Annotated in this window: 24 protein-coding genes; 20 read left to right on the top strand and 4 right to left on the bottom strand. The window is 66.3% G+C overall.

Going from position 1 to position 23,326, the window contains the following annotated elements:
• Positions 1 to 170: 170 nt before the first annotated feature.
• From HMPREF2791_RS07695 to HMPREF2791_RS07685, 3 genes are read left to right on the top strand one after another with little or no spacing between them, the layout of a single operon-like run.
• Positions 171 to 917, top strand: a complete 747-nt coding sequence (locus HMPREF2791_RS07695) for a phosphoglyceromutase (RefSeq protein WP_070475298.1) — start codon at positions 171 to 173, stop codon at positions 915 to 917.
• Positions 918 to 929: 12 nt separating this feature from the next.
• On the top strand, positions 930 to 2,099 hold the full coding sequence (locus HMPREF2791_RS07690; RefSeq protein WP_070844941.1) for a sensor histidine kinase: 1,170 nt from the start codon (positions 930 to 932) through the stop codon (positions 2,097 to 2,099).
• Position 2,100: 1 nt separating this feature from the next.
• On the top strand, positions 2,101 to 2,790 hold the full coding sequence (locus tag HMPREF2791_RS07685; protein WP_070475296.1) for a response regulator transcription factor: 690 nt from the start codon (positions 2,101 to 2,103) through the stop codon (positions 2,788 to 2,790).
• 7 nt (positions 2,791 to 2,797) lie between these two features.
• Here HMPREF2791_RS07685 and HMPREF2791_RS07680 read toward each other — a convergent pair whose 3' ends face one another.
• Entirely contained in the window at positions 2,798 to 3,709 is a 912-nt protein-coding gene (locus HMPREF2791_RS07680; protein ID WP_070475295.1) for a DUF3109 family protein, read from the bottom strand.
• A gap of 33 nt (positions 3,710 to 3,742) precedes the next feature.
• Here HMPREF2791_RS07680 and HMPREF2791_RS07675 point away from each other — a divergent pair, with 33 nt between their 5' ends.
• The 6 genes from HMPREF2791_RS07675 (at position 3,743) to HMPREF2791_RS07655 (ending at position 7,810) form a co-directional block, all read left to right on the top strand.
• On the top strand, positions 3,743 to 4,708 hold the full coding sequence (locus HMPREF2791_RS07675; protein WP_083290293.1) for a Ppx/GppA family phosphatase: 966 nt from the start codon (positions 3,743 to 3,745) through the stop codon (positions 4,706 to 4,708).
• A complete protein-coding gene (locus tag HMPREF2791_RS07670; RefSeq protein ID WP_070844940.1) occupies positions 4,708 to 5,583 on the top strand; it encodes a hypothetical protein in 876 nt (291 codons plus the stop codon). The genes HMPREF2791_RS07675 and HMPREF2791_RS07670 overlap by 1 nt, the downstream gene beginning before the upstream one ends.
• A gap of 29 nt (positions 5,584 to 5,612) precedes the next feature.
• Positions 5,613 to 6,422, top strand: a complete 810-nt coding sequence (gene proC, locus HMPREF2791_RS07665) for a pyrroline-5-carboxylate reductase (RefSeq protein ID WP_070475292.1) — start codon at positions 5,613 to 5,615, stop codon at positions 6,420 to 6,422.
• A gap of 178 nt (positions 6,423 to 6,600) precedes the next feature.
• Positions 6,601 to 6,792 carry a helix-turn-helix domain-containing protein gene (locus HMPREF2791_RS07660; protein ID WP_034997092.1) on the top strand — a complete coding sequence of 64 codons (192 nt, stop codon included), beginning with the start codon at positions 6,601 to 6,603 and terminating at the stop codon, positions 6,790 to 6,792.
• 208 nt (positions 6,793 to 7,000) lie between these two features.
• The gene (locus HMPREF2791_RS11635) at positions 7,001 to 7,102 is read left to right on the top strand and encodes a 30S ribosomal protein bS22 (protein WP_003855542.1); all 102 of its coding nucleotides are present in this window, start codon (positions 7,001 to 7,003) and stop codon (positions 7,100 to 7,102) included.
• Positions 7,103 to 7,339: 237 nt separating this feature from the next.
• The gene (locus HMPREF2791_RS07655; RefSeq protein WP_070844939.1) at positions 7,340 to 7,810 is read left to right on the top strand and encodes an ASCH domain-containing protein; all 471 of its coding nucleotides are present in this window, start codon (positions 7,340 to 7,342) and stop codon (positions 7,808 to 7,810) included.
• Position 7,811: 1 nt separating this feature from the next.
• Here HMPREF2791_RS07655 and HMPREF2791_RS07650 read toward each other — a convergent pair whose 3' ends face one another.
• Positions 7,812 to 8,315 carry a GNAT family N-acetyltransferase gene (locus HMPREF2791_RS07650; RefSeq protein WP_070475290.1) on the bottom strand — a complete coding sequence of 168 codons (504 nt, stop codon included), beginning with the start codon at positions 8,313 to 8,315 and terminating at the stop codon, positions 7,812 to 7,814.
• The gene (locus tag HMPREF2791_RS07645) at positions 8,308 to 9,342 is read right to left on the bottom strand and encodes an HAD family hydrolase (protein ID WP_070475289.1); all 1,035 of its coding nucleotides are present in this window, start codon (positions 9,340 to 9,342) and stop codon (positions 8,308 to 8,310) included. The genes HMPREF2791_RS07650 and HMPREF2791_RS07645 overlap by 8 nt, the downstream gene beginning before the upstream one ends.
• A gap of 84 nt (positions 9,343 to 9,426) precedes the next feature.
• Between HMPREF2791_RS07645 and HMPREF2791_RS07640 the strand changes: the two genes are divergently transcribed.
• The 11 genes from HMPREF2791_RS07640 to HMPREF2791_RS07590 all read left to right on the top strand — a co-directional run bounded on the left by HMPREF2791_RS07640 (position 9,427) and on the right by HMPREF2791_RS07590 (position 22,243).
• Positions 9,427 to 9,663, top strand: coding sequence for a glutaredoxin family protein (locus HMPREF2791_RS07640; protein WP_070475288.1), 237 nt, complete (start codon positions 9,427 to 9,429; stop codon positions 9,661 to 9,663).
• A 46-nt stretch (positions 9,664 to 9,709) separates the two neighbouring features.
• Positions 9,710 to 11,035: a glutamyl-tRNA reductase gene (locus tag HMPREF2791_RS07635; RefSeq protein ID WP_256380998.1), complete on the top strand. Its 1,326-nt coding sequence runs from the start codon at positions 9,710 to 9,712 to the stop codon at positions 11,033 to 11,035.
• On the top strand, positions 11,036 to 11,917 hold the full coding sequence (gene hemC / locus HMPREF2791_RS07630; protein ID WP_070475286.1) for a hydroxymethylbilane synthase: 882 nt from the start codon (positions 11,036 to 11,038) through the stop codon (positions 11,915 to 11,917).
• Positions 11,918 to 12,410: 493 nt separating this feature from the next.
• On the top strand, positions 12,411 to 14,138 hold the full coding sequence (locus HMPREF2791_RS07625; RefSeq protein WP_070475285.1) for a uroporphyrinogen-III synthase: 1,728 nt from the start codon (positions 12,411 to 12,413) through the stop codon (positions 14,136 to 14,138).
• A 48-nt stretch (positions 14,139 to 14,186) separates the two neighbouring features.
• Positions 14,187 to 15,188, top strand: a complete 1,002-nt coding sequence (gene hemB, locus HMPREF2791_RS07620) for a porphobilinogen synthase (protein WP_371335903.1) — start codon at positions 14,187 to 14,189, stop codon at positions 15,186 to 15,188.
• Positions 15,189 to 15,198: 10 nt separating this feature from the next.
• Positions 15,199 to 15,804 carry a hypothetical protein gene (locus HMPREF2791_RS07615; protein ID WP_070844936.1) on the top strand — a complete coding sequence of 202 codons (606 nt, stop codon included), beginning with the start codon at positions 15,199 to 15,201 and terminating at the stop codon, positions 15,802 to 15,804.
• A gap of 3 nt (positions 15,805 to 15,807) precedes the next feature.
• The gene (locus HMPREF2791_RS07610; protein WP_070844935.1) at positions 15,808 to 16,302 is read left to right on the top strand and encodes a hypothetical protein; all 495 of its coding nucleotides are present in this window, start codon (positions 15,808 to 15,810) and stop codon (positions 16,300 to 16,302) included.
• Positions 16,299 to 18,905: a heavy metal translocating P-type ATPase gene (locus HMPREF2791_RS07605; RefSeq protein WP_083327933.1), complete on the top strand. Its 2,607-nt coding sequence runs from the start codon at positions 16,299 to 16,301 to the stop codon at positions 18,903 to 18,905. The genes HMPREF2791_RS07610 and HMPREF2791_RS07605 overlap by 4 nt, the downstream gene beginning before the upstream one ends.
• Before the next feature lie 11 nt (positions 18,906 to 18,916).
• Positions 18,917 to 19,966, top strand: coding sequence for a uroporphyrinogen decarboxylase (gene hemE / locus HMPREF2791_RS07600; protein ID WP_070844934.1), 1,050 nt, complete (start codon positions 18,917 to 18,919; stop codon positions 19,964 to 19,966).
• On the top strand, positions 19,966 to 21,402 hold the full coding sequence (locus tag HMPREF2791_RS07595) for a protoporphyrinogen oxidase (RefSeq protein WP_070844933.1): 1,437 nt from the start codon (positions 19,966 to 19,968) through the stop codon (positions 21,400 to 21,402). The genes hemE and HMPREF2791_RS07595 overlap by 1 nt, the downstream gene beginning before the upstream one ends.
• A 73-nt stretch (positions 21,403 to 21,475) precedes the next feature.
• A complete protein-coding gene (locus HMPREF2791_RS07590; protein ID WP_070844932.1) occupies positions 21,476 to 22,243 on the top strand; it encodes a DedA family protein in 768 nt (255 codons plus the stop codon).
• A 227-nt stretch (positions 22,244 to 22,470) separates the two neighbouring features.
• Here the strand turns inward: HMPREF2791_RS07590 and HMPREF2791_RS07585 are convergent, their stop codons facing one another.
• Positions 22,471 to 23,307: an NAD(P)-dependent oxidoreductase gene (locus tag HMPREF2791_RS07585; RefSeq protein ID WP_070844931.1), complete on the bottom strand. Its 837-nt coding sequence runs from the start codon at positions 23,305 to 23,307 to the stop codon at positions 22,471 to 22,473.
• Between the last annotated feature and the right edge of the window lie 19 nt (positions 23,308 to 23,326).

Raw genomic sequence — 23,326 nt, 5'->3', positions numbered from 1 at the left:
GCGGATAGCTGGGTCCTACTAGCTGGATCCGTGGGTAAGGGGCCGGGCGGCGACTGAGCAGTGCCCGAGCGGCGCCCGGAGCGGCCGGGATTCCCCTCCGCAAACCCCAAAACCGCACCCGCCCCGGTAAACCCCCGACAGCTGTCCCCATCCGTGGCATGCTTGGAGGCATGGGTAACGGAAAGCTGATTCTCGTTCGCCACGGGCAGAGCGAGTGGAACAAGTCGAACCAGTTCACCGGTTGGGTGGACGTGGACCTGACCGAACAGGGCGAGGCTGAGGCCGTCAACGCCGGCAAGCTTATGGTGGAAAAGGGCGTCCTGCCGGACATCCTGTTCACCTCGCTGCTGCGCCGCGCGATCCGCACCGCCAACATCACGTTGAACGCGGCGGACCGCCACTGGATCCCAGTGGAGCGCAACTGGCGCCTCAACGAGCGCCACTACGGCAAGCTGCAGGGCCTGAACAAGGCGGAAATCCGTGACGAGTTCGGCGAGGAGCAGTTCATGGAGTGGCGCCGCTCCTACGACACTCCGCCGCCGGAGATCGACACGGATAACGAGTACGCGCAGACCGACGATCCGCGTTACGCCTTCCTGCCTGAGGTGCCGCGCACCGAGTGCCTCAAGGACGTGGTGGAGCGTTTCCTGCCGTACTACATCGACGTCATCGCGCCGCACGCCATGGCTGGCAAGAACGTCATGGTCGCAGCTCACGGCAACTCGCTGCGCGCCCTGGTGAAGTACCTGGACAACATCTCCGACGAGGACATCGCCGGGCTGAACATCCCCACCGGCATGCCGCTGGTCTACGAGATCGATGAGAACGGCAAGGTACTCAACCCCGGCGGCACCTACCTGGACCCGGAGGCCGCTGAGGCCGGCGCCGCTGCTGTGGCGAACCAGGGGCAGAAGTAACACACTGACCCAGTGACGCCGATTCTTGCTTTTCTCATCGGCGCCGCGCTGACCGTGCCCGCTGTGCTGCTCGGCCAGCGGGCGCTTCGCTGGCGCGCCCGAAATCGCGCGGACGACGGTGGCCAGGACGACACCGTCGCCGCGGTCAGCCAGGTGCTGCACCTGGTCACGCAGGGTTCGCCGACCGGTATTGCGGTGATCAACCGCGGCGGCAACGTGATGCTGTCCAACGCGCGCGCCCACGATATGTCCATCGTGCACGACGGAAGCGTCAACCCCCGCGTGCTGGAAGTCGCGAAGGATGTGCTTGAGCAGCAGGAAGAGCACGTGCTCGACCTGGATCTGCCGCAGCGCACCACCGGCAGCCGCATCCGTAACGTGCGCGCGCTGGTCGCGCCGCTGACGTTGACGGACAACTCGTACGCCATTGTGTACGGCTCGGACGAGTCTGAAAACGTGCGCATGGAAAACGCCAGGCGCGACTTTGTGGCCAACGTCTCCCACGAGCTGAAGACTCCGGTTGGCGGTATGGCGCTTCTGGCCGAGGCGCTGCTGCAGGACCCCACGGACCCGGAGATGGTGGACTACTTCGGCAACAAGCTGCATAAAGAGGCCCACCGCATGGGGGAGATGATCACGGATCTGATTTCCCTGTCCAAGCTGCAGGGCGCGGAGGCGCTGCCGGATATGGCGTCGGTGCGGGTGGACGACATTGTGGACGACGCGGTCTCGCGCAACCTAGTCGCGGCTGAAAACCACGGCATTGAGCTCAACCGCGGCCAGCGTCTGGGGCTGCGGGTGATGGGGGAGCGCGCGATGCTCACCGTGGCGGTGTCGAACCTGATCACTAACGCGATCAACTATTCGCCGAGCGGGCAGCCGGTGAGTGTGACGCAGAAGTTGGTGCGCGACAACGTGGTGCTGATCCGGGTCACCGACCGCGGCATCGGTATCGCGCCGGAGGATCAAAAGCGTGTGTTCGAGCGGTTCTACCGGGTGGACAAGGCGCGTTCGCGCTCCACGGGTGGCACGGGGTTGGGTTTGGCCATCGTGAAGCATGTGGTGGCGAACCATGGCGGTAGCATTACGTTGTGGTCGAGGCCTGGGACGGGCTCCACGTTCACCATCGAGCTGCCCCTGTACGACCCCGAGGCCGCTGGCAGAACAGAAAAGGAAGAGTGAAGTGACGACCATTCTCATCGTTGAAGACGAGGAATCGCTGTCCGATCCTTTGGCCTACCTGCTGCGCAAGGAAGGCTTCGAGGCGGTCGTGGCCGCCGACGGGCAGGAAGGGCTGGACCTGTTCGCATCCCAGGACATCGATTTGGTGCTGCTGGACCTGATGCTGCCGGGCATGAGTGGCACCGAGGTGTGCAAGAAGCTGCGCGCTGAGTCGTCTGTGCCGATCATCATGGTCACTGCCCGCGACAGCGAGATCGACAAGGTTGTGGGCTTGGAGCTGGGCGCGGACGATTACGTGACAAAGCCGTACTCCACCCGGGAGCTGGTCGCCCGTATCCGCGCGGTGCTGCGCCGCGGCCCTGAGGCCGAGGTGGTCGAGGAAGAGGACGAGCAGTTGCTGCAGGGCGGCCGCGTGACCATGGACGTCGAGCGCCACACGGTGCTTGTGGACGGCCAGCCGGTGCCCATGCCGCTGAAAGAGTTCGACCTTCTGGAGTACCTGCTGCGCAATGCCGGCCGGGTGCTCACCCGCGGCCAGTTGATCGACCGTATCTGGGGCGCCGATTACGTCGGCGACACCAAGACCCTGGACGTGCACGTCAAGCGCCTGCGCACCAAGATCGAGGCGGAGCCGTCGCGGCCCACCCAGCTGGTCACGGTGCGCGGCCTCGGCTACAAGTTCGAGGCGTGAGGCGCGGCTACTCGCGCGCGGCTTGGGTCGCGGGGTGGGTGGCCCGGAGGTCGTCGCTAAGCTGAGCTCGCTTTTCGCAATGCTTAGCGACGACACGATACGGCTTTTCCCCGATCAGTGCGATGAGCTCGTCTTTCATGGACTGCCAGATGGGTGTGCCGCCGGTGTGGCACGCGGGTGCGGAGGTGCACCACCAGTCGAAGTCCTCTCCGCCGCCGCCCCACTGACGGCGGTGGTACTCGCCGATGGTGGTGCGCAGAATCTCCTGGCCGTCTGAGCGTTCCTCCCACGCGTCCTCGCGGGAAAACGGCACCTGCCAGCACACCTCCGGCTTGGTGCCCACAATGTTGCGGCCTTCCGCCATGGCGAATTGGTGGAACGCGCAGCCGGCGCCGGTGGGGTGGCCGGGGCGGTTGGCAAAGATGCAGGCGCCGTCGACGACCTTGGTCTTGATGTGGGGGCCGGCCTCTTCGTCGTCGGGGTCGGGTTCGAGCGCGTCTTCTTCCTCCTCGTCCCATTCCAGCCACGGCTCGAGCCACGTCGGGTCGTTTGCAGCGAAGTAGGCGTCCGTCTCGGCTGGGCGCAGCTGCCAGTACTTCGCCGGCATCTCCTTGACGGCGTTGTAGACGGTGTCGCGGTCTTCCTCATCTGCGATGTAGGCGCCGTGGATGCAGCAGCCCACGGCCGGGTTGGACTCGTCGATGCCGAGGCACTCGGGCGTGCCGAAGCGGCAAGACCACGTGGCTTCCGCCCAGGTTAGATCGATGGAGAAGATGTGGTTCGGATCATCCGGGTGGACGAATTCGAACCATTCGCGCGGGAAATCGGGGCGGGTTTCGCGACCTGCCAGGATGGAGCGGCCTGCCGGCGAGTCCGCGGGGAAGCCGAGAAAAACGGGTTTCGGGGCTGGTTGATTCACACCTGGACACGGTAGACCCGTTACCCTGGGGTGGTGCGATTAGGTGTATTAGATGTCGGCAGCAACACGATCCATCTCGTGGCGGTCGACGCGTACAGCGGTAGCCGGCCGACGCCGATGAGCGATTGGAAGCAGCCGCTGCGTCTCGTTGAGCTGCTGGACAAAAAGGGCAATATCGAGGACAAGGGCGTGGACAAGCTTGTCGACGCTGTCCAGGAGGCCTCCGACCTCGCGGACAACCTCAAGTGCGAAGAACTCGTGGCGTTCGCCACCTCCGCGGTGCGCTCAGCCACCAACTCCGCCGACGTGCTCAAGCGCGTGGAGAAGAAGACCGGCGTGAAGCTGAACATCCTCTCCGGCGAAGAGGAAGCGCGGCTGACGTTTTTGGCGGCGCGCCGCTGGCACGGCTGGTCCGCCGGCCGCATCACCAACTTCGACATCGGCGGCGGCTCGCTGGAGATCTCCACGGGCACCGAGGAGATGCCGGACCTCGCGGTGTCCCTAGACCTGGGTGCGGGGCGCTTGACTCACGAGTGGTTCGACACCGACCCGCCGGAGCGCAAGAAGATCAACATGCTGCGCGACTACATCGACGCAGAACTCGCCGGGCCTGCCGAGCAGTTCAAGGCGATGGGGGAGGCTGGCCTGGCCGTGGGCACGTCCAAGACGTTCCGTTCGCTGGCCCGCCTGACCGGTGCTGCGCCTTCGTCGGCTGGACCGTTTGTGAAGCGCACGCTCACCGCGCCGGGTCTGCGTCAGCTCATCGCGTTCATTTCCCGCATGACGGCGGCGGATCGCGCGGAGCTCGAGGGCATCAACTCGGACCGCTCCCACCAGATCGTCGCTGGTGCGCTGGTGGCGGAAGCTGCGATGCGCGCATTGAATGTTGATAAGTTGGAGATCTGCCCGTGGGCTTTGCGCGAGGGTGTGATTCTCAAGCGCATCGACAAGGGGTCTTTGGACGCTGAGCAGGAAGCTAATAAAGGAGACGACAACTAATGGCCGACAAACAGCTCACTGTTGCCGAGCTCCTCGCGCGCGCCGAGAAGGAAAACCCGTCCGGCGCGCGCCGTCCGCGTCGCCGCCGCAGCCTCGAGGACGGCGGCGTTTCCGTCGCCGAGCTGACCGACTCGTTTAAGAAGGTTGACGCCAAGCCCGCTGAGGTGAAGCACTCCAGCGTGCCTATCGACGCACCTTCGGATACCCCCAAAAAGACCCCCACCCAGGCGCCGAAGCCGGAGCCTGAACCGAAGGTGGCGTCGAAGCCGGCCCGGGCTGAGTACGTGAAGCTGCGCCCCGCAGAAAAGCCAGCCGACAAGCCAGCCGAAAAGCCGTCTGAGAAACCGGCCCCGCAGGCGCCCAAGGCAGCGCCAGCGGGATCCTCGGTCACCAAGGTGCAGCCGGCCACCGACGACACCACCGTGCTGCGCAAAGTCGAAGGAAAGGCTGAGGGTAAAGCTGAGGGCAAGGCGGAGCCCGTCGCAAAGCAGAAGCTCTCGCAGCCGGACGACACCAACGAGATCCGCACCGTAGACGCGCCGGAGCCACAGCAGGCGCAGCGCGAAGACGAAGAACTCCTCGACGGGCCGGCTGCTGAGTACGACACCGACTACGAGGTCGAAGAGGCATCGGTCAACCCGATCCTGCTTGTCCTGCTGGTGTTCTTCGGCGTCCTGCTGGGCGTGCTGGGCTTCCTCGCGTTCAAGTGGCTGTGGGCCAACACGATGGCGATTGTGGCCGCGCTGGTTGGCGTCGGCGCCGTGGCCGCGGTGGTTGCCGCTGTCGGCGCGATGGCTGGCAGCCGCGACAAGGTCACCATGATCATCGCCGGCCTGGCCGCCGCAGTGGTGGCCTTCGGCCCGGCACTGCTGTAAAACTCCCGACCATCTTTTTGAGGAGCGACATGGAACGCATCGCCGTCATTGGTGCAGGCAACATCGGCGAGGCCTTCATTTCGGGCCTCGTCGCCAATGGGGTGGAGCCGGGCTCCATCACCGCGACAAACCGGTCCTCGTCCCGAAGCGCCGAGCTGTCGGAGCGCTACGGGGTGCGCACCACTTCCGACAATCGCGAGGCCGTGCGCGACGCGGACGTGGCGCTGTTGTGCGTCAAACCCGCACAGATCCTGGACGTCATCGCGGAGGTCGGAGAGGAGCTGACCGACTCGGGATCTTCGACCGTGCTGGTCTCCATGGCCGCGGGCGTAACTATCAGTGCGATGGAAGGTGCCGTCTCCGCCGCCGGCACCCCGATCGTGCGCGTGATGCCGAATACGCCGATGCTGGTGGGCAAAGGTGTGCTCGCCGCCGCTTGCGGACGGTTTGTCAGCGACGAGCAGCGCAAGGCTGTGGTGGAGCTGCTGGCCGCCGCGGGCCAGGTCGTGGAAGTTGCTGAATCGCAGATGGACGCCGTGACCGCGATCTCCGGATCCGGTCCCGCGTACTTCTTCCTGGTGGCCGAGGCGCTCGTCGATGCGGGCGTGTCGCTCGGTCTGCCGCGCGACCTGGCGGAGCGGCTGGCGTGCGCCACCGCCGCCGGCGCCGGCGCGATGCTCGAGGGCGAGGACAGCCCCGTGCAGCTGCGGGCGAAGGTCTCTTCGCCGGCTGGCACCACGGTGCGCGCGATCCGCGAGCTGGAGGAGTCTGGCCTGCGCGGCGCGTTCTACCGGGCCACCGAGATCTGCGCGGAGCGTTCGGACGAGTTGGGTAAGTAGCCCAAATCCCAACTTTCACAACCGTTTCTGTGGGTTCACTGCCTGCACTTTGAAAATTTTCTTCCACTTAAGTCGCACTCGGCGCTGGTTTCACGTTAGGGTGGTTCAAGCACGTGCGTGTTCGTCCTGCGGGAGGGGAAGCCTGCAGCGCGTTTGCGTGCCGAGAGGTATGAATTAAGTGGTTAACGAAGATAAAGGAAAGTTCCTGACGGTCGCCGAGGTCGCGGAGATCATGCGTGTTTCCAAGATGACCGTCTACCGCCTCGTCCACTCCGGCGAGCTGCCCGCCGTCCGCGTGGGCCGCTCCTTCCGCGTGAACGAGACGGCAGTGAGCGAGTACCTGGAGTCCTCCGTCTACGACGTGGGATAGCTGCCGGTCTCGTTTACAGGACCTCGAGAACACACCCGCCGTGCCGGTTTCCGGTGCGGCGGGTGTTTTTGGCCCTGAAAAGCCCTGCCGGTATGCTTTGAACGATCAGGTCGGCCACTTCTTGTGGGAGTGTGCACCTCCCGCGGGCCGCGGAAGCGGTTGCGCCGGCCGCGTACGTACGCACGTTGAACAGGAAAGAGGTAGCCCAATGGGTTCAGTGATTAAGAAGCGCCGCAAGCGCATGTCCAAGAAGAAGCACCGCAAGATGCTCCGCCGCACCCGCGTGCAGCGTCGTAAGCTCGGCAAGTAAGCCGTGCGCTTTCACCCGCCTCCGTTGAGGGAGGCGGGTTTTTCGTTTCTGCGGCAGGATGCTTACTCCTAGATGCTTACCGCCCGAGGATGCTTACTTCTAAACGCTTACTTCTCGACGAACCTCCGGCCGCGGCCGCCGCGTCACTCGAGAAGTAAGCGTCCTGGGGTAAGCATCTAGGGTCCCAGAACCCGCGCCAGGGAGACGCATCCCTCTGGCTACGTAAAATGGGGCCGTATGACGCAGGACGCTTTAGCCCCCGTTTCGGAGCTGCCTCGCGGCGAGTTCGCCTTCCCGGGCCCGCTTCGAGACGTTCTTGTTCAAGCGATCTTGGACGGTATGAAAACAGCGACGGCATCGCTGCTGGTTGAATATCCCGACGGTTTCCAGCCAAACGAGGAAGTGGGCTCCCTTGAGGCCGTCCTTGACTCACACGACAACGTGGTGTGCGTCATCCGCACGACGGACGTGCAGGTTCGGCGCTTGGCGGACGTGAGTGACGAGCACGCCATCGCTGAGGGGGAGGGCTACGCAGACGCCGGTGAATGGCGCGTTGGGCATGAACGGTATTGGCGTTCACCGGAATTCGTGGAGTACATCGGCGACCTTGATATCGACGACGACACCCAAGTGGTGTGCCAACGCTTTACCGTCGATGAGCGCTACCCGATCACACCAATGGAGCCGTGGCCGAGCACCCACCGTTGATCTACAGTCGGTACACCTCGTAGTCGCCTGGAACTCCTGCCCCAGGGACGTGCTGTAGTCCGAGTTTGAGCGCAAGGCCAATGGACGCCTGATTGGACGGATCGATGATGGCGACGATGGGCAGCTGTGGAAAACGCTCGCGTGCGCTGGCAATCGCAGCGGCTGCGGCCTCCTTGGCGTAGCCCTTGCCCTGCGATTCGGGTGCGAAACGGTAGTAGAGGTTCAGGACGTCCTCGCCAGCCTCTTCGCTGTGGCGTACCCCTGTAAAACCGATGGTCGTGCCGTCGAGCGTGTGCACGGTGTAATAGCCCAGCTGCTTTTCAATCCAATGCTGTTGCCAAGACTGTGCCAGTTCTACGGCTTCCTCTCTGGTCTTCATGGCCAGCTCGGGCCGGTGCTCGTAGGTGCGGGTGTCGGAGTGGATGTCAAAGATGGCGTTGATATCCGTGTCTGAGGGCACAGACAACCTGAGCCGCGGGGTGCGCAGCGCAAAAGAATCATCCACGGTGAGTCCTTTCTTGCCGCGTGTTCCACAACCGTCGCAAAGCGACGGCACCCGCGACGCCCAACACCGGCAGGGCGGATAGGCGCACCGCCCGGCGCACGGAGCGGTAGTCGCGCACCGCCCAGCCCTGGGCCTTGGCGTGCTTGCGCAGCGCCCGGTCCGGGTTGATCGCCACCGGCGAGCCGACCATTTCCAGCATGGGCAGGTCGTTGATGCTGTCGGAGTAAGCGGTGCACTTGGACAAATCCAGCTGCTGCAGCGCCGCCAGCGCCGCCACGGCGTGCTTCTTGCCGGGGCCGTGCAGGATGTCGCCGACGAGGCGCCCGGTGAACTTGCCGTCCTTTTCCTCCGCCACGGTGCCAAGCGCGCCGGTGAAGCCGAGCGTTTCGGCCAGTGCCTGGCCGATCTGCACCGGGGTGGCGGAGACCAGCCACACCTGCTGCCCGGCGGCGAGGTGCATGGAGGCCAGCTCGATGGTGTCGGCGTAGGACTTCTCCAGCATCCGGTTGTCCACGATCTCCCGGCACGCCTGCTTGAGCTCCTCCACGCTCTTGCCCTTCACAATGGCCAGAGCCTGTTCGCGGCCCTCGGCGATGTCGTCGGCGTTTTCGGAGCCGGAGACGCGGTAGCGGATCTGCTTGCGCAGCGCGGGCGCGAGCTCGGACAGGGTGATGAAGCGCTTGCGAAACAGCCCCTGGGCCAAAAGGATCAGCGACGAGCCCTGGATGAGGGTGTTGTCCACGTCGAAAAACGCGGCGGCCTCGGTGTCCTGGGGGACCTCCGGGTCGGGCGGGGTGATCTTCTGGCGGCCGGCCGTTTCGAAAGCGCCGCCGACGGAGTCCACGCCGAGTGCGAAGTCGTCGATGTTGATGCCGAAGGTCTCTTCCACTGCGGCGGCTGCGGCGGCGCGGCCGGCGGTGCGCTGCGCGTCGTCGTCGAGCGGGGGCATGACGCGCTCTTCAAGGAAGCGGCGCAGGTTGCCCTGGGACTGGGACCACTGCGCGAGGAGTTCGCGCTGATCAGACATGGAACTACGGGCCCTTTCGGGTGGGGGTGTTAGCGTGTGCAATCGTACAACGCCCTGGCAAATGCACTCACAGGAGGAGCGGGGATGAAAAAGGTGGAGTTGATGGTCCGGTCCACGTGCGGTTCGTGCGAGCGGGTGGCGGGCCAGATCGCCCCTGTGGTGGCAAAGCACGGCGTTCAGCTCGCGTTGGTGGACGTGGACCAAGATCCCGAGTTGGCTGCGGAGTACGGCGACCGCGTGCCGGTGGTGGTCATCGATGGCGAGGAGTTCGCCTGCTGGGAAGTGGACAACGACGACCTCGACGCGGAGCTGTCCAACTAAAGGACTATCCTTTAGTGTGATTTTCAACCGGACTGGAGGGTTTTGCGTGAGTGTTCTGCTTGTGGGGATGTCGCACAGGTCTGCGCCTGTGGCCCTGCTGGAGCGGCTCAGCATGGACGCGGAGGTCCAAAACGGCACGGCGGGCGCGCTGGTGACGCAGCCGTCGCTGTCTGAGGCGATGATCATCTCCACGTGCAACCGCCTGGAGGTCTACACCGTCACCAACGCGTTCCACGCTGGGGTGGAGGACGTCCTGCGAGTGCTTGCCGACGTCTCCGGTGTCGACGTGGCTGAACTGCGCCGCTACCTGTACGTGCGCTACTCGGACGCGGCCGCGGAGCACATTTTCACCGTGGCATCGGGCCTGGACTCGATGGTGGTGGGCGAGCAGCAGATCATCGGCCAGGTGCGTTCCGCTTACGTCGACGCCGTGGAGCGCGGCACTGTGGGCCCGAACCTGCACTCGCTGGCCCAGGCGGCGCTGCACACCGGCAAGCGCGTGCACTCCGAAACCGGCATCGACGATTCGGGCGCGTCCATGGTCACCGTCGCGCTCGAGGAGGCGATGGAGTTGATGCTTGTCGACGACCTCCGGGGTAAGACCGCACTCGTCCTAGGAGCCGGCGCGATGAGTTCGTTGGCCGCGACCCACCTGGGCAAACAGGGCATTGACAAGCTGGTGTTGGCCAACCGCACCCGCGACCGCGCCGAGCGCCTGGCGGAGCACTCCCGCGAAGCCGGCGTGCCTGCCGAGGTGGTGGACTTCGCCGACCGCGCCTCGGTGCTGGACCGCGTGGATCTGGTGGTCTCCGCCACCGCCTCCGACGAGTTCACCATCACCCCGGCCGACATCCCCGGCCCGCTGGTGCTGGCGGATTTGTCGCTGCCGCGCGACATCGACGACGCCGTGGCAGACATTGACGGCGTGCACCTAGTCAACATCGAGTCCCTGCACGAGAAGATGCGTGGTAGCGACAACGAGGACTCCCGCGCGCTGCGCCGCGCCGAGGAGATCGTGGCCGAAGAAGTGGACACCTTCGGCTCGGAGCAGCGCGTGCGCGAGGTGGCCCCGGCGGTGACCCGTCTGCGCCGCAACGCCGCGGAGATTTCCGGCCAAGAACTGCAGCGTCTGCGAACTCGTCTTTCGGAGATGCCCGAGGACGACTTTGATCAGGTCAGCCGCATGGTCAAGCGTGTCGTCGATAAGCTTTTGCACGCGCCTACGGTGAAGATTAAAGAGCTCGCGGCGACGTCGGAGACGGTGAGCGTTGAAGAGGCGGTCACCGAGTTGTTCGGGCTGGAAAGCCCCTCGGTGGCGGTGGACGCGCAGAAGCTGCCGCTGCCCGAGGAACTGCACGGCAAGGAGAAGTAGATGTTCAAAATCGGTACACGCGGATCCCACCTGGCCACCACCCAGACCGGGCATGTGCGCGACGCGCTGGGCGAGCACGGCCACCCCGCCGAACTGCAGATTGTGACCACCCCGGGCGACCTGTCCCAGGCGCCTGTGGAGCGCATCGGCGTGGGCGTGTTCACATCCGCGCTGCGCGACGCGCTGTTTCACGGCGAGGTGGACATCGCGGTCCACTCGTTCAAGGACCTGCCCACTGCCGACGAGCCGCGCGCCCACATGATCATCCCTACCCGCGAGGACAGCCGCGAAGCGCTCATCGCCCGCGACGGACTGACCCTCGCCGAGCTGCCCGAAGGCGCACGCGTGGGAACCTCCGCGCCGCGCCGCGTCTCCCAGCTCAAAGCCATGCGCCCCGACCTGGATATCCGCCCGCTGCGCGGCAACATCGAACGCCGCATGAGCTACGTCGAAAACGGCGAGCTGGACGCGATCATCCTGGCATACGCGGGACTGGTGCGCGGCGGCTACGGCGACCGCGCCACCGAAGTCTTTGCGCCCGAGGTGTTCATGCCCGCTCCCGCCCAGGGCGCGCTGGCCGTGGAGTGCCGCTCCGACGACGCTGCGGCGCGCGAGGCGATTGACAAGCTTATCGACGCCGCCGCCACCGCCGAATCCACCGCCGAGCGCGCAGTGCTGGCCCGTTTGGAGGCGGGCTGCACCGCGCCGGTGGCCGCGTCGGCGGTGTTCGACGGCGCAAAGGTGACTCTGCGCGCAGGCGTGTTCGCCCTGGACGGTTCCCGCCAGCTGGTGGAGGAAGCCCAGGGCACTGACCCGGCCGAGCTGGGCCGCAAGGTTGCCGAGGTGCTGCTGGAGCGCGGCGCCGCCGACGTGATGGAGTAGCGCTGGGCTGTAAGCCTCGCTTGTCTCTATCAGCAGGTGCGCGACTGTGCACCTGCCTTCATCTGCGGATCTGCTAGTTCCCACAAAAGAGCAACTAGCAGATCAAGTGTCCAACTTTACGTTTGGCCAGGTGATGTTGGCAACTATTTTCAGCAGTGGTGTGATCTGCTAGTTCGTGCTTGATGGGTATCCGGGGGAACTAGCAGATCCGGCAGGATTGGTGTGCAACGGTGGCTGAGGCGGCAGGTTTGCGGACCGTCTAGCGGTCTCGCTCGCGGTGCTGCTAGACGATCCGGGGGTTGAGACTCCGGGAGGTGCGGACGGAGCGGAATACAGCGCTGGTTTTGTTCTCAGGCTGAAGCATTTTATGGTGGAGATACCATACGTTCAATACCCTCCGCGCAATCGGGTCGGTGGGCCGTATTGAGGCCAAGCAACACCGCGAACCCAGCCGCGCGGGGGCGGTTTATTTGTGCCTAGAAGAGATTTCTCCATGACAGAGCCCACTCACACCCCCCAGCCGGGGAAGGTGATCTTCGTTGGCGCTGGGCCGGGCAACCCGGAGTTGCTCACGGTTCGCGCCCGCGAGGTAATGGAATCCAATTCTATCGCCCTCGTGGACCCAGAGGTGTCGGCGGGGGTCCGAAGCGTCGTCGCGTCGGCGCTGCCAGTGCCGAAAGCCAAGATGGACGCGGCGAACGAGCGCTACGAGCAGATGTGCGCCGAGGCGAAAGCAGCTGGCGCGAGGCGTAAGCCACCCCGCCCCGAGGACCCGACTGCTGCGGAGTTGCAGGAGGTTGGGCTGGATGGCGGAGTGATCGTCGAGAAGCTGAAGCTCGCGCTGAAGGAAGCCGCGGACATCGTGGAGCGCGGCGAGGCTGGCGACGGCGACGTGATCCGCCTGGTCTCCGGCAACCCGCTGACGCGCGATTCCGTGATGGAGGAGATCTCCGCGGTGGCCGCCGAGGGTATGGAGTTCCAGGTGGTGCCGGGCATGTCGCTGCCGTCGACGGTGCCGTCGTTCGCCGGCATCGCGCTCGGTTCGACGTACACGGAAGCCGACCTGAACAACGGCGACGTGGACTGGGACCAGCTCGCCGCCGCGCCACAGCCGCTGGTGCTGCAGGCGAACCAGGAACACCTGGCGGAGATGGTGGAGCAGCTCATGGAGCGCGGTTTCCAGGCGTCTACGCCGGTGACGGTGACCACGCGCGGCACCACCCGCCTGCAGCGCACGTTCGACGCGACGCTGGGCACCGTGGGCAAGCTCGACGCGGAGCTGGAGGGCCCGCTGGTGGTCACCCTCGGCACCGCGGCGGACGACCGCTCGAAGTACTCGTGGTGGGAAAACCGCCCGCTCTACGGCTGGCGTGTGCTTGTGCCGCGCGCGAAGTCGCAGGCAGGCGTGATGAACGCCCGCCTGTCGCAGCACGGCGCGATCCCGCAGTCCGTGCCCACGATTTCGCTGGAGCCACCGCGCAACCCGGCGCAGATGGACCGTGCGATCAAGGGCATCGTGGAGGGCCGCTACCAGTGGATCCTGTTTACCTCCGTCAACGCCGTTGACGCGGTGTGGTCCAAGTTTGCGGAGCTGGGCTTGGACGCCCGCGCCTTCGCCGGCGTGCACTTGGGCGCGGTGGGGCAGAAGACCGCCGACGCACTGATCGCCCGAGGCATGCAGCCGGAGCTCCTGCCGCACCGCACGAAGCAGAACGCGGCTGGTCTGGCGGAGGCGTTCCCGGAGTACGTGGAGGATATCGATCCGGTTTCGCGCGTGCTGCTGCCGCGCGCGGACCTCGGCTCCGACGTGCTGGTGGACGGCCTGCAGGAAAAGGGCTGGGAGGTCGACGACGTGGTCGCCTACCGCACCGTGCGCGCCGCCCCGCCGCCGCCGGAGACGCGCGACATGATCAAGACCGGCGGCTTCGACGCCGTGTGCTTCACGTCCCCGTCGACGGTGAAGAACCTTGTGGGTATTGCGGGCAAGCCGCATTCGCGCACGATCATCGCCTGCATCGGCCCGGTCACCGAGGCGGAGGCGCGGGAGCAAGGCTTGCGTGTCGACGTCGTCCCGGAGGTCGCCGACATCCCCAACCTCGTCGACGCCTTGGCGGACCACGTGGCAGGGCTGCGCGCGTCGGGGCAGTTGCCGCCGCCGCGCAAGAAGCGTCGAAAAGCTGCGAAGAGCACCGGCGAGGACACCGCGGCCGCGGCTGGCTAGCAACGCTCCAGCTGGGTCGTGTCGGGTGCGCGTTCTAAGATGTGGCGCATGGCTGATTACGACTTGATTCGACGCCCCCGCCGCTTGCGGCAAACCCCCGCTATCCGTGAGTTTGTCACGGAGACGCGTCTGCACCCGGCCGACTTCATCCTCCCGCTGTTCATCGCCGACGGCATCGACGCCCCGCGGGAGATCCCATCCATGCCGGGCGTGTACCAGCACACCCCGGAGTCGCTGGTGGAGATTTGCCGCGAGGCGCTCGCAGTCGGGGTGAAGTGCGTGGACCTATTCGGCGTGCCGCGCGAGGAGGACAAGGACGCCACCGGCTCCGTCGCGGTTGCCGAAGACGGCGTGCTCAACCGCGCGATTGCGCTGCTGCGCAAGGAGTTCGGCGACGAGCTGATCATCATGGCGGACACCTGCCTGGACGAGTTCACGGACCACGGCCACTGCGGCGTGCTCACCACCGACGCGCACGGCAGGGAAGTGGTGGACAACGACCCCACCGTGGAAATCTACTGCCAGATGGCGGTGGCCCAGGCGCGCGCGGGCGCGCACATTGTCAGCCCGTCCGGCATGATGGACGGCCAGATTGAGCAGATTCGCAAGGCGCTTGATCGCGCGGGCTTCGCCGACGTTGCCATCATGGCCTACTCCGCGAAGTACGCCTCCAAGTTCTTCGGGCCGTTCCGCGACGCGGTCGGCTCCTCGCTGAAGGGCGACCGCCGCACCTACCAGCAGGACCCGGCGAACGTGCGCGAGTCGCTTTTGGAAACGGAGCTGGACATCGCCGAAGGCGCGGACTTTGTCATGGTCAAGCCCGCGCTGCCGTATTTGGACGTGCTGGCCAAGATCGCGGAGATGTCCCCGGTGCCTGTTGCCGCCTACCAAGTCTCCGGCGAGTACGCCATGCTCAACGCGGCCGGCAAACACGGCTGGATCGACTACGAGGAGACGATGATGGAAGCACTGATGTCCATCAAGCGCGCCGGCGCAGACCAAATTTTCACCTACTACGCCATCGAGGCAGCAAAGAGGCTCAATGGTTAGCTTGCCGCCAATGAACCCGGGGTCGCCGAGCAGGGTGGGACCGGAGGCCGTCGAAAAGCACAAGGGCTCCATGCCTGAAGCTGTGCGCTACATGCTCGCGGCCTGGGCCGTGATGATCGGCGGGGAGCTGTTGCACCAGATCTTCGCCGTCGTGGCGAGCGTGATCGACCCGTCCGCGCTGCGCGAAGTGGCCAAGGAACGCGCCACTAACGGTGACGGCGAGGTTTCCGAGGCGCTGATGAATGCCAGCGTCTACGGCTCCATTTTCATCATGGCGCTGTTGCAGCTCGGCGTGATCCTGTTGTTCGTCTTCGCGCTGCGCGCGGTGCGCAAGCAGGCGAAATGGGCGGAAAACGCCCGCCGGCTGCTGCAGATCTTCTCCGTGTTTTTTGCGCTGCGCATGCTCACGCTGTTCATGATGATGCCGGCCTCCACCGCGGTGCCGACGGCAATGTTCGGCATCGATGGCGTCGTCCAGATCATCCTTGGTGTTGCGGGCGTGATGGGCGTGATCTATTCAGTGGATAAGGACTCCGTGGCGTGGACCAAGCCGCCCAAGGGCAAGTCCGGCAGTGCCACGGATTCGGCGGAGGCGCCGGAGGAGAAGGAGAGCTAAGCGGTGGCAGGGATGTTCCCGACGATGGTGTCGGACCCGAACGACAGGAACCGGCGCTTCACCGGCGAGGTTGGCCCGGATTGGCCGAAGCCGCTGAAGATCGGCTACTACCTGTGCCTGATCGCGGCGGTGCTGATGTTCGTCATCGCGTTTTTGACCATGGTGGCGGATTCGCCCAAGGACCTGGACGCGGACGTGGAGGGCATCTTCGCGCGCAACCTGCGTGTCTACACCTGGGGCAGCATCATCCTCGGCTCCTTAATCACTTCGTGCTGCGCCTACCTGCCCAAAGGCTCGAAGGTGGCGCGCCGCTGGCTGGCCGGGTTCATCGGACTGGCGGTGTTTTTGCAGCTGTCCAGCTTCTTCGTGGGCGTGGCCGGCTGGGCCGCGTTCGTCGTAGTCGGAGTACTGGTATTCGCCCTATTTTTCATGTTCCGCCCGGCCGCCAACGCGTTCGTGGATAAGCGCAGCGGCGACGTCTGGGAAGGCGTGGAATGAGCAAATATGAGGGCGAGGACCTGGAAAAGCTCAGCACCACTGGGCGCGAAGGCGCCAAGCTGGACGAGCTGAGCGGCGAGGAACTCGACGATTACATTGAGGCCGCCCGCGACGCAGCCAGGGAAGCCGGGGTCGACCCGGCCACTGCCCGTCGTGACTTGGACGGCGAGCTCGTGCGCCCCAATGCCTCCTACGCCTTTGAACTGCGCGGGGTGGAGGACGGCCCGCAACTGACAGAGATCGAAGACGCCCTCGAATCCCTCGACGGCGTTTCCGCCCGCCTGGTGTACCCCACCCGTATGGCATGGGTGACGGCACCGGCGACCATGCCGCTGCCGCAGCTGATCAAGACCATCGAGGACTTCGGGGTGACCGCGGTGGTCACCGACTCCACCCTGCAGCGCCGCGCCCACGGCCGCTACTGGACGGAACACCCCATGCCGCGGCGCGCCAAGCACCACCGCAAGGAAGAAGCGGCGCACCTTTTGGCCCGCGCCCAGGGCTTCATCCAGAACAAGACCCGCGCGGAGCGCCGCAGCGGCGACGTGTTGTTTACCGCCCGCGACCTGGTCACCCCGGGCAGGCTGTGGCTGGCGGTGATGCTGACTATCCCGGTGCTGTTGCTGACCTACGTGCCCGCCCTCGGGTTCCCGGGCTGGCAGTGGGTGGCGTTCGCGCTGACCACCCCGGTGGCGCTGTGGTGCGCTTCCCCGTTCCACCGCGCGATGGCCGGTGGCGTGCGCCGCGGGCTCTCGGCGCTCGACGGTGCGAGCTCGATCGCCATCTTGGCGTCCTACCTGTGGTCGTTTGCCATGCTGCTGTTCACTGACGCCGGGCGCATCGGCTACCAGTCCAGCGGCACCTGGGTGCCGCTGGACATCGGCAGCGGCCCAGAGCTCTACCTCGAAGTCTCCTGCACGGTGACGACGTTGCTGCTGCTCGGCCGCTTCTTCTCCATGCGGGTGCGCACCAATCTGCTGGACGAGTTGGAGGCGCGCCGCCCGGGCGCGGACTCAATGTACGAGGTCACTCACCGCAAGAAAGGCGGCGGCAGGGAGGAGCTTCCGGCCACGGAGATTATGCGTGGCGACGACGTCCGCGTCCGCGCCGGCCAGGTCATCCCCGTCGACGGGGAAGTAGTCGGTGGATCCGGCGCGATCGGCTGGGAGCTGGTCAACACACACGCCAGCCCGCAGCTGAAGGTGGGCAAGCGCGTTGTGGCGGGCTCCGTGCTGCGCGAGGGCGACATCAAGGTCCGCGCGAGCCGCGTCGGCCACACCACGTTGTTGACCGCGGTGCAGCGCTGGCTGGAGGAGGCCTCGCGCCACCAAAACGCCGCCACGATGGTCTCCACCCGCTCTGCCAGCATGCTCATCCCGGCTGCTTACGCCATTGCTGTGCTGGATTTCGGCCTGTGGCTGCTATTTACCGGCAACATCAACACGGCGGCGTCGACAGCCTTGGCAATCTTGGTGGTGGTCGCCCCGTTCAGCCTGGCCATCTCGCCGGCGTTGGCCATCCGCCAGGGCATCGAGGCGGCGGTGCGCAACGGGGTGCTCATGCGCGACGGCAACGCGCTTCGGGTGTTGTCCAAGGTGGACACGGTGGTGTTCAACCGCGTGGGAACGCTCGTGCTGCCGGAGATGCACGTGGAAACGGTCACCGCAGCTGAGGGGGAGAGCAGCGAGCTGGTGCTGCGCATCGCCGGCGTGCTGTCCGCGGACTCGGATCACCCGGCCTCCCGCGCCATTGTGAAGGCGGCCCGCGAGGTGCGCGACGCCCGCTCCGGGGACCCGCGCCTGCCGGACTGGATCGAGGTCGGCGACGACACAGTCACCCCCGACGGCGAGCTCGGCGGCCGCCTCACCGCCACCTGGGGCTCTGGCGAAAACGCCCGCACGCAGACCTTCGACGCCTCACTGTGGCGCCCGACGAACCTGTCGCAGCTGCGCGGCAAGCTGTCTGTGGCCGCCACCACCGGCGGCACCCCGGTGGTGGTGCGCTGGGACGGCAAGGACCGCGGCGTGATCACCCTGTTCGACCCCGCCAAGGAAGACGCCATTGAGGCGGTGGACACCCTGGAATCCATGGGCGTGGAAACCGTGATGCTCTCGCGCGACACCTACCCGGTGGCGCGCCGTTTCGCAGACTTTTTGGGCATCTCGCAGGTGCTCGCCGGGATCCGCTCCCAGGAGAAACCCGCCGCGGTGCGCGCTCTGCACACCCAGGGCGGCATTGTGGCCATGGTGTGCGATTCCAGCGTCCTGCCGGTGCTGCGCGTGGCGGACTCCGGCATCCTCTACGCCGGTGAGGACCTTTACGGCACCAAGGCGCCGAATTGGAACAACGTCAGCGACGTCGTGCTCGTGCGCAACGACGTCATGGCCGTGCCCCAGGCCATCGAGCACGCCCGCCGCGTCAACCGCATCGCCGACAGGAACCTGTGGTTCGCCGGAATCTACAACGCCGTCGCCATCATCCTCGCCGCCGCCGGTGCGCTGCCCCCGGTCGGCGCGACCCTGCTCATGCTGGGAAGTTCCCTGCTTGTGGAGTACTCCTCCCGCCGCGCCAGCCGGTTCCGGGTTCAGGGGCTGCGCCGGTAGGCTTGGGTGCCATGACCAGACGCGATCTCACCAACGCACCCCTGCTCGAGGCGGCGCACGGCCGCACCCCCTCGCGCACCCCGGTGTGGTTCATGCGCCAGGCCGGCCGCTCCCTGCCCGAATACCGCGAAGTGCGCGAAGGCATCCCCATGCTGGACTCGTGCTTCATGCCGGAGCTGCTCGCGGAGATCACGCTGCAGCCGGTGCGCCGCCACGACGTCGACGCCGCGATCCTGTTCTCCGACATCGTGGTTCCGCTCAAGGCGGCGGGCGTGGACGTGGAGATCGTGCCCGGCCGCGGCCCTGTGATGGGGGAGGCGGTGAAGTCGCGGAGTGACGTCGAGAAGCTGCCTTTGCTTGACGACGAAGTCGCTGCCGTGTCCGATGGCATCCGCATCATCCTCGACGAACTGAGCGACACCCAAGCCCTGATCGGGTTCGTCGGCGCGCCGTTTACCCTGGCCAGCTACCTCGTCGAGGGCGGGCCGAGCAAAAACCACGAGAAGACTAAGGCGATGATGCACGCCGAGCCGGAGACCTGGCACGCGCTGATGCGCCGCCTGGTGCCCACGATCATCGCGTTTCTACGCACGCAGGTCGAGGCCGGCATCGACGCGATGCAGCTGTTCGACTCCTGGGCGGGCTTCCTCACCGAAGCCGACTACCGCGAATTCGTGCTGCCGTACTCGGTGGAAATCCTCGAATCCGTCGCGGGCGAGATCCCGCGCATCCACTTCGGCGTCACCACCGGCGAGTTGCTCGGCGCGATGTCCGAGGCAGGCAGCGAGGTGATGGGCGTGGACTGGCGCGTGCCGCTGGACACGGCCGCGACCCGGTTCGCCTCCCCGCGCGTGCTGCAGGGCAACCTGGACCCGGCCATGCTGTTCGCCGGCACCGACGTGGTGCGCGGCGAGGTCGCGCGCATCAAGGCCGAGGCCGCGCGCGCAATCAAGGCGGGCGACGCCACCGGGCACATCTTCAACCTCGGCCACGGCGTGCTGCCCACCACCGACGCGGACGCGATCACCGAGGCCGTGCGCATCATCCACGAGGAGAATTAATGAACATCGCCATCATCGGCGCGGGACTTGCGGGCCTGACCGCCGCGTACGAGCTCGGCGCGGACTTCGTCCACGCCGAGGGGGATAAGGACGACCTCAAAGTCGACGTCTACGAGGCCACCGACCGCCTCGGCGGCAAGCTCCACACTGTCGCCTTCGAGGCAGGCCCCACCGATATGGGCGCCGAGGCGTTCCTGGCGCGCCGCCAGGACGCCGTGGACTTCTTCACCGAGCTCGGCCTGGCCGACTCCCTGGTGGAGCCCTCCGGCCTGCGCTCCCTGGTGTGGGTCGACGGCGAGACCCGAGGACTGCCCACCGGCGGCGTGATGGGCATCCCGTCCACGTCCGAGACCGTCAAGCACCTGGTCAGCGAGGCCACCGCGCAGCGCATCGACACCGAAGCCGAGCGCGAAGGCTTCGACTGGGAGGTCGGCGGCGACGTCAACGTCGGCAAGCTTGTGCGCGAGCGCTACGGCGACGAAGTGGTGGACAACATCGTCTCCTCCCTGCTCGGCGGGGTGTACTCCTGCACCGCCGACGAACTCGGCGTGCGCGCGACCATCCCCCAGCTGGCGGAGGAGTTCGACCGCCTCGCCGCCGACGGGCCGGTGCACCTGTCCACCGCCGTGGCCAACCTGGAGCGCTCCCGCCGCGAGATGCCCACCGGTCAGGGTGCGGTGTTCAAGACGTTCCGCGACGGTTACCAGGAGCTCTACGAAACGCTCGCCGAGAAATCTGGCGCGGACATCTACATCGACGCGTTCATCTCCGCGATCAGCCTCGAAGGCTCGGCTGAGGCACCGAAGTACCGCCTCAAAGGCGGCGAGGATAAGGTCTACGACCACGTCATCCTCGCAGTGCCCGCCCCCACCGCGGCGCTGCTGCTCAAGGGCATCGCGCCCGAGGCCTCCGAGACGCTCAAAACCGTCAAACTGGCCAACTCCGCGGTGGTGGGCATGCGGTTCGCCACCGACGAAGGCCTGCCGCAGAACTCCGGCGTCCTCGTCGCCGCCGGTGCCGAGGACGTCCACGCGAAGGCGTTCACGTTCTCCTCGCGCAAGTGGCCACACCTCGCCGAGCGCGGCGGGGCACTTGTGCGCGCTAGCTTCGGCCGCTTCGGCGACAACGTCGCCATCACCGCCACCGAGGACGACCTCGTGGACTGGGCCCTCGACGACCTCGAAACCATCACCGGCTTCGACGGCCGCACCGCCGGCCTCGAGGAAATCTACGTCCAACGCTGGCTCGGCGGCCTGCCCCGCTTCGACGAAGGCCACCTCGCCACCGTGGCCAAGGTGCGCAGATTGCTTAACGACGAACCAAAGGCCTCCCACATCTCCCTCACCGGCGCGTGGGCCGGTGGGGTCGGCGTGCCGGCAGTGATCGCCGATGCGAGGGGCGCGGCGGCAGCTGCCGTCGATAAGCAAAAGCCCTAAGTCAGCGGGAGGTCCCGGCACATTCTCCGCTTGGGTAGGGGCAGCGGGCGGATGTGCACTAGGTTGATCACCTATGGAAGAACACGCGGATCCACGCGAGACAGCCGGTACCGAGCCTGCCGAGAAGGAATGGTGGGAGGAAGACGGCCTGCCCTGGAACGGCAAACCCACCAAAGCCGACTACTGGTGTCTGGGCTGGTTCGGCTTCGTCGGCATCTTCGGCTTGGCCATGATCCCGCTGCGGGCGTGGCTTTTGGGGCTGGACCCGCCGATCATGCTGGCGCTGACCGGCTCGCGCGTCGGCGCCGCGTCCACCGGTGCGCTCGCCGCGGTGGGGGAGGCGCCGCACTGGCTGTTGTTCCTGCTCATCGGCTCGATCGTGAACATCAAGTTCGACTGGATCTACTGGTGGGCCGGCAAACTCTGGGGCCGCGGGATCCTGGACGTGCAGGCCGCGAACTCGCCGCGCGCCGCGAAAAACATCGCGCGCGTGGAGCAGTGGGCCGTCAAGCTGGGCTGGCTGGGCATCTTCTTGGCCTACGTGCCCATCCCGCTGCCGATCGCGTTCGTGGTGTTCGTGCTCATGGGCATGACCGGGATGCCGCTGTGGAAGTTCATGGTCCTGGACTTCATCTCCAAAACCATCTGGTCCTTCCTCTACCTGGGCCTGGGCTGGTGGATCGGCGAGCCGGTCGTGATGGTGCTGGAGCAATACGCCAAGGTGGCCAACTGGATCGCCATCGCGCTGCTGGTGGTGGTGTTCTACGGCATCTTCCGCAACCAGGGCAAGAAGAAGCCGACCGCCGAGGTCGTGGGCAACGAGATCGAGGCCGGGCGCTAGCGGGGCCGGGCGGCGCCGAAAGTCGAGCGGCGGAGGTCGAGTTCGCCCTGTTTTAGGCCCGGACTCGACCTCCCGGACTCGACTTTCGCGTCGCTGGACCGAAGGGGGCCTGACGGATCACGGCAGCCGTTTGCGCCGACCTGGGGCGATGGGGGCCACCTGACAGATTCAGCCGCGATCCGTCAGAACGCGGGGGATCTATTCACTCGCCGGTGAATCAATTTGGGCTAGCGGTTGACCACGACGGTGGAGAAGTCCTCGTCGCCGTGGCCGGCGTCCTGCTGGGCCTCCAACGACGCCAGGGCGGCGGAGACGGCGGGCAGGTCCTGGTCCGAGGACGCGAGCATCAGGCGGGCGTCCTTGGCGATGGCGTCGGCGGTGAAATCACCGGGCGAGGTAGAGCGCTCACCCAAAAGGAACGGCGACTTCATGTTCACGATGAACTCCAGGCCGGTGGAGCCGAGCATGTCCACCACCTGCTCTTCCGACAGCCCCTGGGATTCGCCCAGGACCAGGGCTTCCTTGAACCCTTCGATGGTCACGGCCAGGGCGAGGTTGGCCAGCAGTTTGCCCACGGCGGCGCCGGCGGCGGTGTCCACTTCCTTCAGGCGCTCAGGGTTGGCGGCGGCCCAGGGGGCGACGACGTCGGCGACTTCAGAGCGTCGAGAGGCATCGGCGCCTCCGACGTACACGCCGAGCTTGCCGGCGCGCGCGGGCGGAAGCGAGCCGACGACCGGGGTGTGCACGTAGCCGGGCACGGCGTCGGCGAAGGCGGCAGCGTCCGCGGGCGAGATGGTGGTGGCATCGGCCCAGGTCACGCCGTCGGGGATCAGCGCGGGCTCGATCACTACCTCGCGCACGATGTCGGGGCCGAACAGGCAGGTGATCACCAGCTCGGCGCCCTCGACCGCCTCGGCGGGGGTCGAAGCAGCGGTAGCCCCGCGTGAGACCAGCGGCTCGGTCTTCTCCGCGGTGCGGTTCCATACGGTCAGTTCGTGGTCGTCGACGAGCTTGAGCGCGAGCTCCGTGCCCATGCGACCGAGGCCTAAAAACGCGATTTTCATATGGCCTAGGATAGACAAC

It is taken from the genome of Corynebacterium sp. HMSC034A01, from assembly GCF_001838175.1.
Classification (GTDB): Bacteria; Actinomycetota; Actinomycetes; order Mycobacteriales; family Mycobacteriaceae; genus Corynebacterium.
Note: the sequence above shows the minus strand (reverse complement) of the source record. Positions and strands in the feature narration are given on the sequence as shown.